The sequence below is a fragment of the Pantoea sp. X-Soil-ISGK-355 genome, assembly GCF_059730805.1.
Window position 1 is genome coordinate 2087933 of sequence record NZ_AP035971.1, and the last position, 14734, is coordinate 2102666.

General features: G+C 55.2%; 11 protein-coding genes. 5 read left to right on the forward strand and 6 right to left on the reverse strand.

The genetic code is table 11. From position 1 onward, the window contains the following. Nucleotides 1-18: 18 nt before the first annotated feature. From AC6I8J_RS09665 to AC6I8J_RS09675, 3 genes are all read right to left on the reverse strand, one after another. On the reverse strand, nt 19-1539 hold the full coding sequence (locus AC6I8J_RS09665) for a carboxylesterase/lipase family protein (RefSeq protein ID WP_497825317.1): 1521 nt from the start codon (nt 1537-1539) through the stop codon (nt 19-21). 427 nt (nt 1540-1966) lie between these two features. Next, nucleotides 1967-3310: a 2-oxoadipate dioxygenase/decarboxylase HglS gene (hglS, locus tag AC6I8J_RS09670; RefSeq protein WP_161735158.1), complete on the reverse strand. Its 1344-nt coding sequence runs from the start codon at nt 3308-3310 to the stop codon at nt 1967-1969. A gap of 67 nt (nt 3311-3377) precedes the next feature. Further along, nucleotides 3378-4712, reverse strand: coding sequence for an MFS transporter (locus AC6I8J_RS09675; RefSeq protein ID WP_440829300.1), 1335 nt, complete (start codon nt 4710-4712; stop codon nt 3378-3380). A 322-nt stretch (nt 4713-5034) separates the two neighbouring features. Here AC6I8J_RS09675 and AC6I8J_RS09680 point away from each other — a divergent pair, with 322 nt between their 5' ends. Further along, nucleotides 5035-5955 carry a LysR substrate-binding domain-containing protein gene (locus tag AC6I8J_RS09680; RefSeq protein ID WP_161735160.1) on the forward strand — a complete coding sequence of 307 codons (921 nt, stop codon included), beginning with the start codon at nt 5035-5037 and terminating at the stop codon, nt 5953-5955. On the opposite strand, the gene smrA is transcribed toward AC6I8J_RS09680, so the two are convergent. After that, on the reverse strand, nt 5952-6518 hold the full coding sequence (gene smrA / locus AC6I8J_RS09685; RefSeq protein ID WP_260058252.1) for a DNA endonuclease SmrA: 567 nt from the start codon (nt 6516-6518) through the stop codon (nt 5952-5954). The genes AC6I8J_RS09680 and smrA overlap by 4 nt on opposite strands. A gap of 317 nt (nt 6519-6835) precedes the next feature. Here smrA and fnr point away from each other — a divergent pair, with 317 nt between their 5' ends. Continuing rightward, nucleotides 6836-7588, forward strand: coding sequence for a fumarate/nitrate reduction transcriptional regulator Fnr (gene fnr, locus AC6I8J_RS09690; RefSeq protein WP_010244686.1), 753 nt, complete (start codon nt 6836-6838; stop codon nt 7586-7588). A gap of 117 nt (nt 7589-7705) precedes the next feature. Next, nucleotides 7706-8662 carry a universal stress protein UspE gene (uspE, locus tag AC6I8J_RS09695; RefSeq protein ID WP_013357947.1) on the forward strand — a complete coding sequence of 319 codons (957 nt, stop codon included), beginning with the start codon at nt 7706-7708 and terminating at the stop codon, nt 8660-8662. A 47-nt stretch (nt 8663-8709) separates the two neighbouring features. Here uspE and pntB read toward each other — a convergent pair whose 3' ends face one another. Both pntB and pntA read right to left on the reverse strand, forming a co-directional pair. Next, on the reverse strand, nt 8710-10098 hold the full coding sequence (pntB, locus tag AC6I8J_RS09700) for a Re/Si-specific NAD(P)(+) transhydrogenase subunit beta (protein ID WP_285085742.1): 1389 nt from the start codon (nt 10096-10098) through the stop codon (nt 8710-8712). A gap of 3 nt (nt 10099-10101) precedes the next feature. Continuing rightward, nucleotides 10102-11634: a Re/Si-specific NAD(P)(+) transhydrogenase subunit alpha gene (gene pntA / locus AC6I8J_RS09705; protein ID WP_161735172.1), complete on the reverse strand. Its 1533-nt coding sequence runs from the start codon at nt 11632-11634 to the stop codon at nt 10102-10104. Between the two features lie 539 nt (nt 11635-12173). Here pntA and ydgH point away from each other — a divergent pair. Both ydgH and AC6I8J_RS09715 read left to right on the forward strand, forming a co-directional pair. Next, nucleotides 12174-13127 carry a DUF1471 family protein YdgH gene (ydgH, locus tag AC6I8J_RS09710; protein WP_061062532.1) on the forward strand — a complete coding sequence of 318 codons (954 nt, stop codon included), beginning with the start codon at nt 12174-12176 and terminating at the stop codon, nt 13125-13127. A gap of 204 nt (nt 13128-13331) precedes the next feature. After that, a complete protein-coding gene (locus tag AC6I8J_RS09715; RefSeq protein ID WP_222925438.1) occupies nt 13332-14723 on the forward strand; it encodes a basic amino acid/polyamine antiporter in 1392 nt (463 codons plus the stop codon). The last annotated feature ends 11 nt before the right edge of the window (nt 14724-14734 follow it).

The following is a 14734-nucleotide window of genomic DNA, read 5'->3' on the forward strand; positions in this document are numbered from 1 at the left end:
CTAATTTTCATCATCTGCTTAAAGCCTGACCATACGCGTCATCAACAGCCTGAAAAGCCGCATACGGGCGCGCATAAAGTTTCTTTTCAGAGTCAACCCGCTCATACGCTTATCCCCAAGTGACATTGTCACGTCATTGCCTGGATGCCAGGCTGGCCAGATAACTTCGCCTTCAAGCTGATGCTTATATTCCGTGGCGTCACGGGCAAAGGTAAACCAGTATTCGCTGACACGTGCCGCAAAAGCGCGATCGGCTTCACTGAATGGCCGCGCTTCATTGGGATCCGGCATCTGACTCAGGGTGTTCAGGACATAAGGCATTTCGTTACCGTGCCAGGTGCCATGGGGATAAAGGTCGCGAGCGTGCTCAGAAACATAATCGAACCAGTAGCGCCAGCCCGGCATGCCGGCATTGTGCTGCGCCCGCATCACCAGCCACGGCACCAGGCTGAAAGCCATATCACGCGCCACGGCACGTCCCAGCAGCTGATCGTCATGGATGTCATACATCCATTTCAGCGTCCGATAGGTGAGCCGGTTTTTATTGCGCAGCTGATGCAATACTGCGGTGGCATCCACGCCAAAATATTCCAGCACGCTGGCTTCATCGCTGTTACTGCCCGCCATCAGCGGCAGGCGATGCTGTTTAGCTGCCATAAAGGTTTTCAGCATCGGCTCAGGCAGCACGGCATCACCGGCAATCGGCACCGGCGGGATCGCCAGTGGCCCTTCCAGCGACCAGAAGGCATCGGCAGGCAGTGCGCGCAGGTCATCCGCGCTGGCATCGGGCGGCAGACCAAAATGGCGGGCTACCGCTATTCCCTGCTGACGCGCTTTTTTCAGCGGCGTATCCGGCAGGCTATAGGCACTTTGCACGATCCCTTTATGGAACAGCCCTTCAGCCAGCGGCGAACAGCAGTGGGAGAGCACGCTGCGCGCGCCAGAGGATTCACCGAAAAGCGTCACATTGTGGCGATCGCCACCAAAAGCTGGAATGTTGCGCTGCACCCACTGCAGTGCGGCAATCTGATCGAGCAGGCCAAAATTGTTTACTCTACCCGCAGCAGGGTATTCCGCATCCAGCGCAGGATGGGAGAAGAAACCGTGGTGACCCAGCCGGTAATTCAGCGTGACCACCACTGCACCACGTGACGCCAGCGGCTTACCGTTGTACGGCGCCAGCCCGCCTGCACCGATGGTGAAGCCCCCACCGTGCAGCCACACCATTACCGGCAGCGGCTTTGACGGCGCCACATCGGGTGTCCAGACATTCAGGTAGAGGCAATCTTCACTAAACTCACCGGGATCGCCACCGCCCACCGCCTGACAGTATGTGCGATTTTGCCAGCCAGAAGCCCCAAATGCGGTGGCATCGCGCATCTGATGCCAGGGCGTGACCGGCTGTGGTGGACGCCAGCGCAGCGCGCCAACCGGAGCCGCCGCATAAGGTATGCCTTTGAATACGAAAAGGTCATCGTCCATGCATCCACGCAACTCCCCCTCGGCCGTCATGATCCTCAGACCTGTTTCGTTTTTCATTCCCGTTTCCCTGTTCAGACGTTCCTCCATTATTTGCAGGCCCGCCACCATTGTCCAGGTATGGAGGGGATTTGCAGATTATGCCGAAACATCAGAGGCGGGCGTGAATATGCTCATCAACAGGTTCAGAGCTACTGTCTCAGTCAGGGTTTAGCATTGTTTATCCTTTTACCCAGGATGAGTACCGTGCCATATCGCCTGAAAGCGGTGACCGGCTGTGATTCTGTGCAGTTTTTAACATCGTTAAGTAGTCAGAATGCTAACCGATTAAGATACTTACGCCGCGAAATCTGCGCTGGCCGGTAAAGGGTAATTTTTCTTTAATGAGATCAGTCTGTTTCCCTGTTGCTCTGCTTCAGGAGCAGAGCTTTAATATCCGGATTAGTTAAGCTGTTACGGGCAACGGAGGTGTTGCCCGAGGATAACATCAGGACGGCCGTACTCCGCACTGTGCCAGCGAGCGCTGCTGGCGCTCTTCGTATAACACCATCTCATCCAGCACCGCAGAGCCCAGCGCTGCTTCAAACGTCTGCCGGCTCGCCTGTCCCGCTGAACGGACCTGCGCCCGATCGCCGAGGTTGGACTGAAAAATTCCCGCCGCGCTGACGGGCAGAAAATCTTCATAGACGATCGGGTCTGCCAGTACACGCCCCTCCCTGATCAGATCCTCAAGCACTTCACCCTTGTCCGGCGGCGTGGCAACGCCCTTTTCACTCAGGCGATAGTGGAACCAGGCCAGCCCCTGCTGGCGTAGCGTGGTCTCGTCGTCGGGAAAGTCGCGGAATATGGCCGCCAGATGTTGCTGGTGCTGCTGATTGTCCTGACCACTCCCCGCCTCGCTGAGCAGCCGATCGTAGAGCGCACGACCTGCAGGCGTCAGCGCCGCGCCGCGCTGCTCAATTTCACCGAAGCGCGCTGTATGGGTGCCCTGATGCCCGTCCTTAAAGATGATCGGCTCTTCCAGCGCTTTGAAGCTGGTCTGACGCAGCAGAATCGGCACCTGACGACGCGGCGGTCCTTCGATCAGCGTTTTCGGATCGATGCCGCGCGATGGCATCAGTTGCTGAACGCGGTCAATATCGAGCGTGCGCGGGGTGAGATGGTTGATGTGGCAGCCGGGAAAGCAGACGACATCTGCGATCAATCGATGCTGCTGGTTCAGCGCCTGATAGGTCTGACTGTCCACGCTACTGTGGGCGTGCCAGCGGAAGGTTTCCAGTGCTTCGGTAACAAACTCGGTAGCCTGAACGTCAGTTAATCCGCCCTGCTGCTCATGCAATTGCAGCAGCGCCCGGCAACGGGAAGTGAATATGTCGCGTGCGGCCAGAATCTCCGCCGTCTTTTCGCGCAGCGCGGGATCGTCGATCAGTTCAGGACGTAACAGCGAGGTAAAGACCCGGAAAGGATTGCGCCGCAGCGCCGCATCGGTGACCGGCCGGAACGCCGTAGAGTGCACCGGCACACCCGCCTGAGAGAGATCGTAATAGCCAACCGGATACATCCCCATCACCGCAAACAGCTGCCGCAGCGTGGCTAATTCGTCTGCCGTGCCCACACGGATTGCGCCGTGTCGTTCAAGGCTGAGTCGGTCAATTTCATCGGCGGCCGTGAGACGATCTTTCAGCGCGATATCGGCTTCCAGCGAGCGCTCGTTGACGGTGGCGACCAGTTGCATCAGCGTGCCATACTGCGGCACCTCCTGCTGGTACATTGCTGACATCGCCTGAGAGAAACGGGTGCGGATGAGATCCGCACTGATAAACTTGTCCATCTTATCCACCTGACACCATGAGCGTTGCTGCTAATGTAATGCAACGCGCTGGCCTCAGTGGAAAAAATCACGAATCTGTGATCGGCTTAAAGCCGTAGCGGTTTTTTAACAGCAGCATCAGGGTAGTGATCACAGCGGGTATCGCCAGCAGCAAAAATATCACGCTGAAAGACCAGCCGAGTGACATCATCTCTGCGCCGACGAAGGCGCTCAGAATTGCGCCGATGCGCCCCACGCCATGCATCCAGCTGGAGCCGGTGGCGCGAGCGTGTGTAGGATAGTAGCTGGCGGATAAGGCATTCATCCCGGTATTAGCACCGTTAAAACAGAAGCCACTGCAAAAGGCGATCGCGCTCATTATGCCGACTTCGGCGGGCGAAAAGCCAAGCGCCACAATAAACAGTCCGCCGCAGCCGTAGATGGCCGCCAGGGCCAGATTGGCATTGAAGCGATCCATCATCCAGCCCGCAAAGAGTGAGCCCAGCGTTCCGCCTGCCTGATACATGGCGGTGATGATCGCCGCTTCGGTCACTGACATACCCAGGGTATTCACCAGAGATGGCAGCCAGCTGCCAATCAGGTAGACCATGAACAGTCCCATGAAATAGCCCCCCCACAGCATTGTGCTGCCAAACAGATAGCGGCGCGACAGGACGGTGCTAATCGCGCCGCCTGCCGGCAATGTCGCTTCAGGCGCGTGAAATGCGCAATCAGGCGCCGTTTTTCCCGGCATCATCCGTTCGAGGATGGCGTGAATGCGGGCAGCGGGTGCGCCACGACTGATAAGAAACCGCACTGACTCCGGCAGGCCGCGGAACAGGAATGGCAACACCAGCAGCGGCAGAATGCCACCCAGCAGCAACACAGAGTGCCAGTTATAACGCGGTAATAGCCAGGATGCGGCAAATCCACCACTGGCGGCACCAAAGGTAAAACCGCAGAACACCACAGTGATAATAAAGGCCCGTCTCCGTTCAGGCGCATATTCCGCCACCAGCGTACCGACGTTGGGCATTGCCGCACCCAGTCCCAGACCGGTCAGGAAGCGGAAAAGCATCATCTGCTCGATGTTCTGAGACAGCGCTGTTGCCAGTGTCCAGAGACCAAAAAAGAAAACGCTGAGGATAATCATCATACGTCGGCCATAGCGGTCAGCCAGCGGGCCCGCGACCATGGCTCCCAGCGCCAGCCCGATCAATGCTGCGCTGATGACAACCCCGAGCTGGTGATTGGTGACGCCCCATGCAGCTTTAAGTGTTGGCGCAATAAATCCCATGATCGCAATGTCCATGCCATCGAGTGCCACCACAATAAAACAGAGCGCAATGAGCCGTTTTTGCCAGTGGCTCAGGCTCTGCTGGTTGATAAGCTGGCGGACATCTACCGCCCCGATGCTGGTCAATGAACACTCCCTGGCAATAGCGCAATCTGGCATCAGATTAAGTAAAAAAAACGGCGTTTATGATAGCCCATCGTTAACCTTAAGCGGTCAGATTTTTATATGATAGTGAGAATTATTCAACTTTAAGCCGTTAAGCTCTTGATATATCGTAGTCTCAGAAACCAGTGCGTCTGTGACAATATGAGATGAGCGCTTCTTAATCAGAGAGTTAGCGGATTAAGTAGCCATTCTGCCACGCTTGTTAAAATAAATTTGCAGCAAAGTTAACAGAATTCATTTTAAACAGTTGCCTGTAAGCGGTCATTCTCATTAAGTTTAAGGTATGGAAAAAAATATCCTTTTCAATCAGCGCATTCGCTTGCGCCATCTACATACCTTTGTTGCTGTCGCGCAGCAAGGCACACTGGGCCGGGCAGCAGAGACGCTGAGCCTGAGTCAGCCTGCTCTGTCCAAAACCCTGAATGAGCTGGAAGAGCTGACAGGCGTTCGTCTGTTTGAGCGGGGTCGCCTGGGTGCCCAGCTCACCACGATGGGAGAACAGTTTCTGACGCATGCAGTGCGGGTGCTTGATGCGCTGAATCATGCCGGACAGAGCTTTAATGAGCAGTCGGGCGATGCCCCAGTGATTATCCGGCTGGGCGCGCTGACTACTGCTGCGATGGGCATGCTGCCCCGCATCCTTGATCGTTTTCATCAGCTGCAGCCTAACACCACTATCCAGGTGGCGACGCTGCATAACAATGTGTTACTGGCGGGATTGCGCGGCGGCGAGTTTGACATCGGTATTGGCCGGATGGCGGACAGCGATATGATGACCGGGCTGACTTACGAACTGCTGTTTCTGGAGTCACTGAAGCTGGTGGTCAGGCCCGAACACCCATTATTGAGTGACAATGTCACGCTGTCGAGGGCAATGCAGTGGCCCGTGGTGATTTCCCCGGAAGGCACCGCACCGCGCCGGATTGCGCAGCAGATGCTTGATGAACAGGGCTGCACGCTGCCACCCCATTGCATTGAAACGTCGTCGACTTCACTGGCGCGCCAGCTGGCGCTTCGCTACGACTACATCTGGTTCGTGCCGTCCGGCGCGATTAAAGAGGACCTCAGCCATAACGCGGTCTGTGCGCTGCCAATCAACTCCTCCGGGCCAGGCGAGCCAGTGGGCATCATTACCCGTACCGGCGCAGAGCTGAGCCTGAGTGCTGAAGTGTTAATGTCCACCATCCGTAAGTTTCACAGCTAGCGGCTGCGTTTCGCATGCCGTTCGCGGTTTTCAAGGCGCGCCTTATCGGTCTTCCGCAGTCCCACATAGAGCGCCCCGGCTCCGCCATGGCGGGTCTGGGCCACGCAGTAAGTCTGCACGTCATCAAACTGCTGTAACCAGCGCGCCAGATAGCTGCGCACAATATTGGCATGGGATTCGTCATCACGGCCCTTGCCATGAATGATAAGCAGATTCCGTAAGTCCTGCTTTTGCGCCTGCATCATAAAGTTAAACAGCGCCTGACGGCAGGTCTCCACTGGTTGCCGCAACAGGTTGAGACTGGCATCCAGTTTGTACTCACCCCGACGCAGCTTATCCAGAATACCCTGCTGTATGCCGTCGGCTTTATACTCCAGCGGTGTGTTAAGCGGGATAATCTCCAGATAACCCCGTGTCAGGAAATTCTCCTGCTCCTTCTCTCCTGGCGGTTTACGGGGCGCTTTAGTCGAGGGCGACTTAAGCCATAACGTTGTGGTGGTGTCTTTTAACGGCGTGACATCGCCCATGGCATCCCGAAAGAGATCGTTGTCATCAAGGTTCATGGTTTTCTCACACCTGATTAAAATTGATGGAACCTACAAAACAGGCTTAAGCAGTTAGCGTAGCAAAAGCTGCAATCGCCGGGCTACCCCGCTTTTATCCATGTTGCCGCTGATGAAGATATGGGTAACAGATCACAAAAGCGGAAACTTTTCGTGACAGTTAACGGTAACGGCATTCTGAGAAGCCCGTCACATCAGCGTTTATCGATGTGTGCTTCATCCATAATGTTTGTGGGTGTAAAACTGCTCGGATGAGTTCCCTTCAGCACAAAAAATGTTAAAATTGACACCAGTCAATAATCGTCGAGCAAACCATTATGATCCCTGAAAAACGCAGCATTCGTCGTATTCAGTCGGGCGGTTGTGCCATTCACTGCCAGGATTGCAGCATCAGTCAGCTCTGCATCCCCTTCACGTTAAATGAACATGAGCTGGATCAGCTCGACAATATCATTGAGCGTAAAAAACCAATTCAGAAAGGGCAAACCCTTTTCAAAGCAGGCGACGAACTGAAATCTCTGTATGCGATTCGTTCCGGCACGATCAAAAGTTACACCATTACCGAGCAGGGTGATGAGCAAATCACCGGTTTCCATCTGGCGGGCGATTTAGTCGGCTTTGATGCCATCATGGGTTCCAGCCATCCCAGCTTTGCGCAGGCGCTGGAAACTGCAATGGTCTGTGAAATCCCGTTTGAAACCCTGGATGACCTGTCAGGAAAAATGCCTGCCCTGCGTCAGCAGATGATGCGTCTGATGAGCGGTGAAATCAAAGGCGATCAGGATATGATCCTGCTGCTGTCGAAGAAAAATGCCGAAGAGCGCCTGGCGGCGTTTATCTGGAACCTTTCCCGTCGTTTCGGCCAGCGCGGTTTTTCTCAGCGTGAATTCCGCCTCACCATGACGCGTGGTGACATTGGTAATTACCTGGGCCTGACGGTTGAAACCATCAGTCGCCTGCTGGGTCGTTTTCAGAAGTCCGGTATGCTGGCGGTGAAAGGGAAATACATCACTATTGAAAACCACGCCCTGCTGGAAGAGTTAGCCGGTCAGAGCCATCAGGCCGCCTGATCCGCAGCCGGATCAATAAATCTTATTTTGTTGATCCGGCAGTAACTTTTTCCCTTCTTCCGCTGTGCAACATAGGCTATCTTTATTCCAGTCGCTCTGGTTTAAGGAGAACGCCTCATGTCCCAGTACCAAAATATTCTGGTCGCCATTGATGCCCAGCAAGACGATCAGCCCGCGCTGCGACGTGCGGTCTATCTGAATCAACGCATTGGCGGAAGGATCAAAGCCTTTCTGCCTATCTATGATTTCTCATACGAGATGACCACCCTGCTTTCGCCTGACGAACGCGCATCAATGCGCCAGGGCGTCATCAGCCAGCGCACTGAATGGATCCGTGAGCAGGCCCGCGCTTATCTGGATGCCGGTGTCGAAATTGACATCAAAGTGATCTGGCACAACCGTCCTTTTGAGGCCATCATTCAGGAAGTGCTTGCCCATCAGCATGACCTGGTGCTGAAGATGGCTCATCAGCATGATCGTCTTGAATCCGTGATCTTCACCCCGACTGACTGGCATCTGCTGCGTAAATGCCCGTGTCCGGTCTGGATGGTCAAAGATCAGCCGTGGCCGGAAGGCGGTAAAGCTATTGTCGCGGTCAATCTTGCCAGTGAAGAGCCACATCACGATGGCCTGAATCAGAAGCTGATTCGTGAAACGGTGAAACTGGCAGAAAAAGTGAATCAGACCGAGGTGCACCTGGTCGGCGCTTATCCGATTACGCCTATCAACATCGCTATCGAACTGCCGGACTTTGATCCCAGCGTTTATAACGATGCGATTCGTGGTCAGCATCTGGTGGCGATGAAAGCGCTGCGGCAGAAGTTCTCGATTGGTGAAGAGTTCACCCATGTGGCTAAAGGCCTGCCGGAAGAAGTCATCCCGGATCTGGCGGCGCATCTGGGTGCTGGTGTGGTGGTGTTGGGTACCATAGGACGTACCGGCCTGTCGGCAGCCTTCCTGGGTAATACGGCGGAACAGGTGATTGATCATCTGCGCTGCGATCTGCTGGCGCTCAAGCCTGACGATTTCAAATCGCCGATTGACCTGGATGATGAAGAGGATGAGGAGGATTGATTCTCCCCTGATAGAGGACGGGCGGCGGATTAGCCGCCCTTTTTTTATTACAGCGCTTTGAGAATGGCTTCCACGCTGGCTTTGGCATCGCCAAACAGCATCTGACTATTCTCTTTGAAGAACAGCGGATTCTGTACGCCAGCATAACCGGTGTTCATTGAGCGTTTAAACACCACGACATTGTGCGCTTTCCACACTTCCAGTACCGGCATGCCCGCAATCGGGCTGCGGGGGTCATCCTGCGCCGCCGGGTTAACCGTGTCATTGGCACCGATAACCAGCACCGTGTCGGTGTCGCTGAAATCGTCATTGATCTCATCCATCTCCAGCACCACGTCATAAGGTACTTTGGCCTCGGCCAGCAGCACGTTCATGTGACCCGGCAGACGCCCTGCCACCGGATGAATGCCGAAGCGCACGTTGATGCCGAGTGCACGCAGTCGGGCAGTAATTTCCGCAACCGGGTACTGCGCCTGCGCCACTGCCATACCGTAGCCAGGGGTAATAATCACCGAGCTGGATGCCTTGAGCATCTCTGCGGTTTCTTCAGCTGTGATTTCACGATGCTCGCCCGCTTCCTGACTGTCATCGCCGCTGCTGACTTCCGTGCCAAACCCGCCCGCAATCACGCTGATGAACGAACGGTTCATCGCTTTGCACATGATGTAGGAGAGAATCGCACCCGACGACCCCACCAGTGCACCGGTTACAATCAGCAGATCGTTGCTCAGCATAAAACCGGCAGCGGCAGCGGCCCAGCCTGAATAGGAGTTCAGCATCGACACCACAACCGGCATGTCCGCGCCGCCGATAGAGGCAACCAGATGCCAGCCAAACGCCAGCGCAATCACTGTCATCAGGAGCAGTGCAAACACCTGAGCACCCGTGCTGCTGGTGTTAACAAACCACAGCAGCAGCAGGAACGAGACGACCAGCGCCAGCAGATTCAGCTCGTGACGATGCGGTAACGCCAGCGGTTTTGAAGAGATTTTGCCGCACAGCTTGCCAAACGCTACCAGCGAACCGGTGAAGGTGACAGCACCAATAAAGATACCGATAAACACTTCGCTCAGATGGATATTCTCCATCACGGCTGGCAGGCCAGGCGCGTGGTCGATGTAACTGTTGATGCCGACCAGCACAGCGGCCAGGCCGACAAAGCTGTGCAGAATCGCGACCAGCTCCGGCATTTCTGTCATTTCGACTTTCTTCGCCAGACGAATCCCGATAGCGCCGCCAATGACCATCGCCAGCAGGATCCAGACGACATTTCCGCTGTCCGGGCCAAAGATGGTGGCAACCAGCGCAATCGCCATGCCGCTGATACCAAAAATATTCCCGCGCTTTGAGGTCTCGTGACGCGAGAGACCCGCAAGGCTACAGATGAAAAGAATTGCAGCCACAATATAGGCTGCAGTGACTAATCCGCCAGACATGTGTTACCCCTTACGAAACATTTTCAGCATGCGCTGGGTGACGGTAAAGCCACCAAAGATATTGATGCTGGCAATCAGCACGGCAATAAAGGAGATAAAGGTGACCCAGCCACCGTGGCCCATCTGCAGTACCGCACCGATGACGATAATGCCGGAGATGGCGTTGGTAACGGACATCAGCGGCGTATGCAGCGCGTGACTGACGTTCCAGACCACGTAATAACCCACTACACAGGCGAGCGCGAACACGGTAAAGTGGGAGAGGAACTCAGCTGGCGCTACGTTTGCGAGGCAGCCAAACAGCACGACAGCCAGTGCGATCAGCAGGTAGTTACGCCACGGAGACACAGGCTTTGCTTCAGCCTTCTCTGCGGGTTTCTGGGCTGCCGGTTTAGCCTGTGGCGCAGCAGAGACCTGAATCGGCGGTGCTGGCCAGGTGACTTCACCCTCACGCACGACAGTCACGCCCCGCACCACTACATCGTCGAAATCGACCTGGATTTCGCCATTTTTCTCTTTACACAGCAGCTTAATCAGATTGACAAGGTTGGTGCCGTAAAGCTGGGAAGATTGAGTTGCGAGACGGCTGGGCAGATCGGTATAACCGATAATTTTCACGCCGTTAGGCGTTACGGTCACCTGATCAGCGACGGTCAGCGCACAGTTGCCGCCGGTCTGCGCCGCCAGATCAACAATTACGCTGCCTGGTTTCATGCTGGCGATCATCTCTTCGGTGATCAGTTTCGGTGCCGGTTTACCTGGGATCAGCGCCGTGGTGACAATGATGTCCACCTCTTTAGCCTGGCTGGCAAACAGTGCCATCTCCGCTTTAATGAACGCCTCGGACATGACTTTAGCGTAACCATCGCCACTGCCCGCTTCCTCTTCGAAATCGAGTTCAAGGAATTCGGCACCCATACTCTGCACCTGCTCTTTAACTTCAGGGCGGGTATCAAAGGCCCGGACAATCGCGCCCAGACTGCCCGCTGCACCGATCGCGGCCAGCCCTGCCACACCGGCCCCAATCACCATAACTTTGGCCGGTGGCACTTTTCCGGCGGCGGTGATCTGACCGGTAAAGAAGCGTCCAAATTCATGGGCGGCTTCGACGATAGCGCGATAACCGGCAATGTTCGCCATCGAGCTCAAAGCATCCAGCGACTGCGCCCGCGAAATACGCGGTACCGAGTCCATTGCCATGACGGTGACCTGACGCGCAGCCAGCTTTGAAAGCAGGTCGGGATTCTGTGCAGGCCAGATAAAGCTGACCAGCGTGCTGCCCGCCCGGGTGAGCGCAATCTCATCCTCATCCGGTGCATTCACCTTCAGAACGATATCGGACTGCCATACCTGTTTCTGGTCGCAGAGTGTGGCACCTGCTGCTCTGTAGCTTTCATCATCAAAGCTGGCGCGTTGACCGGCGTCATGCTCCAGGGTGACGCTGAAACCCAGCTTAATGAGTTGTTCCACGGTCTTTGGCGTGGCAGCCACGCGCGACTCGTTTGGCAACCTTTCCTTGGGGATTCCAATTAACATAGTGTTTCCTTTCATCGGTTAAGGATGATGGCCCGGATCTGCATGACGACATCGCAGCTAAAACAGCGTTTCAGCGACTTATAGTCGGAATGCATGTATTTCAAAGTGTTTATAACCTACTTAAAATGTGACGAGCGATCCAGAGCAGCTACGCAGAGTAGTGACATTCACATGATTATTCAGGATTCTGCTAAAAAAGCTGCGTAATCCCACTGCGAAACAGTCCTGCAAGCAGATAATCTGCCAGAATAAATTGTGCCCGGCCGAATTAACCTTCAATAAAAACCTTTATTTAACAATGCATTAACTGTTTAAGCGCTAACAGTTACCGCTTTTAATGGTAACCCGCACGAAAACACGCCATAACTGTGTTTGATGACAAACAAATGAAAAAATCATGGTTGAATAACGCGATCTGACACAAAAAATCGCTGCGACAGTCTGTTTATAACATGCAATAATCAGCGGCTAATCTGTTATACATCAAGAGTCCAGCACGTTTTCGTACTCATTTTTGCGTAAGGCGAAGGATTATTTTTATGAAGCTGAAGAACACTATTCTGGCGTCCACTCTGTTGTCTCTGCTGGCAGCCAATGCATTCGCTGCGCAGGAGTTAACGCCAGAAAAAGCGGCCGCGCTGAAGCCATTCGAACGTATTAATATCACCGGTCGTTTCAACGCAATTGGCGACGCAGCCGATGCGGTCTCTAAGCGTGCAGATCAGATGGGCGCTGCCTCTTATTACATCCAGGCGATCAACGACAGCAACGGCAACAGCGGTAACTGGCGCGTTACGGCTGACCTCTATAAAGCTGATGCCCCGGCAGCCACCCAGTCCACGACCTACCGTCGTTTCAATGGCGTCAATGAACTGCCAAAAGCAGAAGCGTATAAGCTTGAACCGTTCGATACCGTTTCGGTCAGCGGCTTCTTTGCCAGCCAGCCGGATGTGAACGACGCGATTTCAAAAGCGGCTAAACAGAAAGGCGCGGCCTCCTTCTTTATCGTTCGCCAGATCGATGCCAACAGCGGCGGCAATCAGTATGTCACCGCCTATGTTTATAAAGCGGATGCTAAAGAACGCAAGGTGCAGACACCGAATGCGATTCCTGCCGATTCAGAAGCGGGTAAAGCCGCTCTGGCTACCGGTGGCGCTGCGGCGGCTAACGTCGAAATTCCAGGCGTGGCCTCGTCTGAAACGCCAAGCAACAAAGTGGGCCGTTTCTTCGAAACCCAAAGCTCTACCGGCAAGCGCTATACCGTCAATCTACCAAACGGTAAATCCGTACAGGAAGTGAACGCAATCACTGCCGCGCAGATGCAGCCGTTTGATACCGTCACCTTCACCGGGCACTTCGGTACACCAACGGCGATTTCAGAAGAAGTGGCAAAGCGTGCAGCCGATAAAGGTGCCAAGTTCTACCACGTCACCCGTCAGTGGCAGAACCAGAGTGGCGGCAACCTGACCGTTACGGCTGACCTGTTTAAGTAATCCCTCCAGGGCGGCACCCGCCGCCCTGCTGTTTGCATAATTCCTGCGCTGTTTTGCATAGTCACGCATTGCCATCCCCTGCCACTCTCCGTAAAATCCTCCGCCTGTTTACCGGATATTGTCCCTGTATTCTGCCTTTGGTGTGACATAACCCAGCGACAGAATCCGATTTACCCAGCCATATATGCTAGCGGGAAGGTAGTTTTGGAGAAAAAATTAGGTCTCGGTGCGCTGACGGCGCTGGTGCTCAGCTCAATGCTGGGCGCAGGCGTGTTCAGTCTGCCGCAAAACATGGCCGCAGTGGCCGGTCCGGCCGCGCTGCTGCTGGGGTGGCTGATTACCGGTGTCGGCATTATTTTTCTGTCGCTGGCGATGCTGCTGCTGACCCGCCTTAAGCCCGAACTGGACGGCGGCATCTTTACCTATGCACGCGCCGGGTTCGGCGAACTGATGGGCTTCTGTTCCGCCTGGGGCTACTGGCTATGCGCCGTAATCGCCAATGTCTCCTATCTGGTGATTGTCTTCTCTGCCCTGAGCTTCTTCACCGATACACCCGACCGGATTATCTTTGGTGATGGCAATACCTGGCAGGCGATGCTGGGTGCGTCCGTGCTGCTGTGGCTGGTTCACTGGCTGGTACTGCGCGGCGTGCAGACCGCGGCCAGCATCAATCTGATGGCGACGCTGGGCAAGCTGGTGCCGCTGCTGCTGTTTATTGTACTGGCGGTGATGGCGTTCAACTATGATCGTTTCCGCTTCGATTTTTCCGGTGTCACGCTGGGAAAACCGCTCTGGGAGCAGGTTAAGCAGACTATGCTGATTACCCTGTGGGTCTTTATCGGGGTTGAAGGTGCTGTGGTCGTCTCTGCCCGTGCACGCCAGAAAAAGGATGTGGGCCGCGCAACCTTATTCGCCGTGCTGGCTGCGCTGCTGGTCTATCTGCTGGTGACACTGCTGTCGCTTGGCGTGGTGCCGCGTGCTGAACTGGCTGAAATGCGTAACCCGTCAATGGCCGGATTAATGACCCGACTGATGGGGCACTGGGGCGATGCGGTGATTGCGGTGGGTCTGATTGTTTCCGTGTGCGGTGCCTATCTGAGCTGGACGATTATGGCCGCGGAAGTGCCGCTGATTGCCGCGCAACAGGGTGCTTTTCCCCGCAGTATCGCCCGGCAGAACCGCCATAACGCGCCAGCTGCCTCGCTGTGGCTGACCAACGGCAGTATTCAGCTCTGCCTGATCCTGATTGCCCTGACCGGTGCTGACTACAACAACCTGCTGACCATCGCCTCGGAGATGATTCTGGTGCCCTATCTGCTGGTGGGGTTATATCTGATCAAAGTGGTGCGCGGACAGCATAAGCCGCTGGCGATGGCAATCGGTGTGGGTGCCAGCGTGTATGGCATCTGGCTGTTGTACGCCTCGGGACCCATGCACCTGATGATGTCAGTGGTGCTTTACACACCGGGCCTGCTGCTGTTTCTGTTTGCACGACGCGGCGGCCGCGGCGATATTGCGCTGACCTCGCTGGAGCGCATTGCGATGGGATTGCTGATTGCCGCGACATTGCCCGCCGTGTGGGAGCTGACGACTTAACGCCCGATAAA

Bases quoted from the DNA above. Each gene is read 5' to 3' on its own strand.
- AC6I8J_RS09665 (WP_497825317.1), bottom strand. From the start codon at position 1,539: ATGAAAAACGAAACAGGTCTGAGGATCATGACGGCCGAGGGGGAGTTG.
- hglS (WP_161735158.1), bottom strand. From the start codon at position 3,310: ATGGACAAGTTTATCAGTGCGGATCTCATCCGCACCCGTTTCTCTCAG.
- AC6I8J_RS09680 (WP_161735160.1), top strand. From the start codon at position 5,035: ATGGAAAAAAATATCCTTTTCAATCAGCGCATTCGCTTGCGCCATCTA.
- smrA (WP_260058252.1), bottom strand. From the start codon at position 6,518: ATGAACCTTGATGACAACGATCTCTTTCGGGATGCCATGGGCGATGTC.
- fnr (WP_010244686.1), top strand. From the start codon at position 6,836: ATGATCCCTGAAAAACGCAGCATTCGTCGTATTCAGTCGGGCGGTTGT.
- uspE (WP_013357947.1), top strand. From the start codon at position 7,706: ATGTCCCAGTACCAAAATATTCTGGTCGCCATTGATGCCCAGCAAGAC.
- pntB (WP_285085742.1), bottom strand. From the start codon at position 10,098: ATGTCTGGCGGATTAGTCACTGCAGCCTATATTGTGGCTGCAATTCTT.
- pntA (WP_161735172.1), bottom strand. From the start codon at position 11,634: ATGTTAATTGGAATCCCCAAGGAAAGGTTGCCAAACGAGTCGCGCGTG.
- ydgH (WP_061062532.1), top strand. From the start codon at position 12,174: ATGAAGCTGAAGAACACTATTCTGGCGTCCACTCTGTTGTCTCTGCTG.